The organism is Lancefieldella parvula (assembly GCF_963530955.1).
GTDB lineage: Bacteria > Actinomycetota > Coriobacteriia > Coriobacteriales > Atopobiaceae > Lancefieldella > Lancefieldella parvula_A.
This window is the reverse complement of sequence record NZ_CAUSFQ010000116.1, coordinates 1-3,452: the sequence shown is the minus strand read 5'-3', so window position 1 is coordinate 3,452 and position 3,452 is coordinate 1. Positions and strand designations below refer to the sequence as shown.

Here is a 3,452-nt window from a genome sequence, read left to right as displayed (position 1 = left end):
GCAAGAATTGCGTCTGCAGCAAGCTGGCACATAAGAGAAATGGAACGAATAGCATCGTCATTTGCAGGAATGCCGTAATCAACAACATCTGGATCAGAGTTGGTGTCAAGCAGGGAGACAACTGGAATGTGAAGACGGTTTGCCTCACGGATTGCGTTCTCTTCACGCTTGGAATCAACAACAAAGAGAGCCTGTGGAAGAGATGTCATATCACGGACGCCACCGAGGTTAAGCTGAAGCTTCAGAAGCTCCTTGTTCTTAAGAGCCTGCTCCTTCTTAGGAAGAGTTGCCATACGGCCATCCTCTACCATTGCCTCAAGCTCCTCAAGGCGCTTGATGCGGGAACGCATGGTGACAAAGTTGGTGAGCATACCGCCAAGCCAACGCTGGTTGATGTAAGGCATGTTTGCACGAGCTGCCTCAGTAGCGATTGGCTCCTGAGCCTGCTTCTTGGTGCCGACGAAGAGAACGCGGCCACCCTTAGATGCAACATTCTTCAGGAAAGTGTAAGCAGCGTCTGCGCCAAGCATCGTCTGCTTAAGGTCAAGAATGTAAATGCCGTTGCGCTCACCAAAGATGTATGGCTTCATCTTAGGGTTCCAACGACGAGTCTGGTGACCATAGTGGCAACCAGCATCCAGAAGAGTCTGAATAGTAATCTTTGCAGCCATTTTTACCTCCATTGGTTGTTCCTCCGTACGAGTTCAAGCCTTGTTAAAACCACCCAACACCTGGCTTAGCGTTAGGCACCACGGCAAACAAGTAGTCGTACGTGCGATTTTGTGCTGTTTGGTAACAGCATGTTGTGCTTCTACACAACTTTTGAAAGTATAGCAGGAAAACAAGGGCTACGTCTATAAAGAATTTAGACCATAACCTCTACAAATACTGCGTAGATGCATCAAACTTCTTTGCGTAAGATATTTCGCAACAACGCTCAGCTTATTTTGATCTTGGATGAGCTGCTTTTGCTGCTTCTTTGAGCCTGTCAACTGACAAATGCGTATACACCTGTGTAGTTGAAAGTGATTCATGACCTAAAAGTTCCTGTACAACACGAAGATCTGCTCCACCACCAAGAAGTTCAGTGGCGTATGTATGTCTCATAGCATGTGGCGAGAGTGAGCTGTCTAGCCCTGCAGCCGTTAGATACGACGAAAAAACCTTGCGCAAAGAATCCGCGCTCATAGTATTTCCTCTTACGGAAATAAAAAGAGCCGAATGTGCATGGCCCGCTTTATCTTTCAACAAAAGCGTAGGTCGAGAAGAACTTATGTACTTTTTAAGCCACTCGATAGCTGACTCATAGAGAGGAACAATTCGCTCTTTAGAGCCTTTACCGAAGAGTCGCACTGTTCCATTTTGCAAATCAACCTGTTCAAGCTTGAGAGACGCTACCTCAGAAATACGAGCTCCTGTTGCATACAAAAACTCAAGAAATGCTCTATCTCTAAGCCCTACCGCGGTTGAAACATCACATGATTCTAAAAGCCTATTTACATCGGAATCAGTCATAGTGTGTGGAAGATTTCGTGGCGCTCGAGGATTGCTCAGTGAAAGAGCTGGGTCTGTGGCAATCAGTTTTTCTCGCTGCATCCATTTGTAAAAACCACGCAACGCAGATAAATGCCTATTTAGTGTTTTTGCTGAATATTGAGCCTGTTTGAGATAGGCCAAATAGAGACGAAGGCTTCTGTGATCAACCCGAGTTACGGCAATACCTTCCCTACTACACCACTGCTCAAATGCCAAAAGATCAGTCTGATATGACCTTAGGGTATTCTCGGAAAGATTCCTGACCTTACTTAGATACTCAATAAATTGTTCAACATGACTACCCTGCTCTTTTGAAATAGCCACGTTAATCACACTTCATGCAATCAAAAAGATCCTGACGAGAAGAGATGTAGTCATCAAAGTCTTTATGAGCACGCTCTGCCATCTTTTGACGACGTTCGTCTTTTCTTTTGATATGCTCGTCCAGTGGCTCAAAAATTCCAAAGTTAACATGCATGGGCTGATAATCTTTGGTGTTTGGGTTTGTCGCATAACCTACAAGAGAGCCAAACGAAGTGGTCGAAGGAAGCCTGACTTCCTCTTTGTTCAACAAACGAGCGTACAAGTTAAGCGCAGCAAGCAATCCAGATGCTATAGCCTCAACATAGCCTTCTGTACCCGTTATTTGACCTGCAAGAATAGTAGAAGTTCCCGGAATTCCAAATGAGCCGTCAAGCGCATGAGGAGAGTCAACAAAAGAGTTTCTGTGCATGACGCCGTAGCGAACAAACTCAGCGTTTTCCAACCCTGGGATGAGGGTAAATACGCGCTTTTGTTCTCCCCAGGTAAGATTTGTCTGAAAACCAACCAAATTAAATGCTGTTTTAGCTGCATTTTCTGCACGAAGCTGAACTGCTGCCCAGGGGCGTTTACCCGTTCTGGGGTCAATAAGTCCTACTGGCTTCAAAGCGCCAAATCTAATGGAATCATGTCCTGTTCTTGCCACTTCCTCAATAGGCTGACAAGCTTGGAACAAATCAGACTGCTCAAAATCGTGGCCAATAACACGTTTAGCTGAAAGTAACTCATCAACAAATGTGTCGTATTCCTCTTTATTCATGGGGCAATTGAGGTAATCACCAATTCCCAAGTCCTCATAACGAGATTGAGAGAATGCAATTGAATGGTCAATTGATTCATAAGACACAATAGGCGCTGCTGCATCAAAAAACGACATTCTGTTAGTTCCAACACGCTTAGAAATTGCTTCGTACAAGCTATCTGAGCACAGTGGTCCTGCAGCAATAACTGTTGACTCATCAGATAACTCCGTGACCTCTGCATGAGTTACCGAGATGTTTGGATGATTTCTGATCTGCTCAGTAACAGCCTTTGAAAAATCTTCTCTATTAACCGCAAGAGCGCCGCCTGCGGGAACAGAGTTTTCTTCTGCTATACGGAGCAGAAAACTACCCATCTTTTTAAGCTCAGACTTTAAAATTCCAGCTGCAGAATCTTCCTTAGTGGACTTCAGAGAGTTGGAACAGACCAGCTCAGCAAACATATCTGTGTGGTGTGCTGGAGAAGAAACAACAGGGCGCTGCTCAATGAGCTCTACAGAAACACCACGTGAAGCAAGCTGTAAAGCACATTCGCTTCCAGCTAAACCAGCGCCAACTACAGTAACTTTTTGTGTCATTGTTCACCTATCACACACTACGAATCCAAATAAAACTCTTTAGAAGGAGTATACCTTCCATCTGGTAATCTTTTTACCATTCCACGAGCTTCATAATCAGTAAGAGAATTTAACACGGTAAGTACGTTTTCTGATAGCCTCCATGCAAGCTCTTCTGGTCTTGAAGGAGAAGCAATAAGTGCCGATAAAAGTGGTGTTAGCTTCTTATCTTGCTTTATTTGTTCCTGAACTAGGCAATCAAAATCTAATGAAATTG

3 protein-coding genes and 1 pseudogene are annotated in these 3,452 nt (G+C 44.5%); all 4 read right to left on the bottom strand.

The annotated features are described in order from the left end of the window. A partial coding sequence (gene rpsB / locus RWJ43_RS06445) for a 30S ribosomal protein S2 (RefSeq protein WP_314009082.1) occupies positions 1–671 on the bottom strand: 671 nt, incomplete at its 3' end. A 271-nt stretch (positions 672–942) separates the two neighbouring features. Next, a complete protein-coding gene (gene xerA / locus RWJ43_RS06440) occupies positions 943–1,860 on the bottom strand; it encodes a site-specific tyrosine recombinase/integron integrase (RefSeq protein WP_314009080.1) in 918 nt (305 codons plus the stop codon). A 1-nt stretch (position 1,861) separates the two neighbouring features. Then, the gene (gene trmFO, locus RWJ43_RS06435) at positions 1,862–3,196 is read right to left on the bottom strand and encodes a methylenetetrahydrofolate--tRNA-(uracil(54)-C(5))-methyltransferase (FADH(2)-oxidizing) TrmFO (RefSeq protein WP_314009078.1); all 1,335 of its coding nucleotides are present in this window, start codon (positions 3,194–3,196) and stop codon (positions 1,862–1,864) included. A 17-nt stretch (positions 3,197–3,213) separates the two neighbouring features. Beyond that, positions 3,214–3,452 (bottom strand): annotated as a pseudogene (locus RWJ43_RS06430) (DNA-processing protein DprA); the annotation flags it as partial.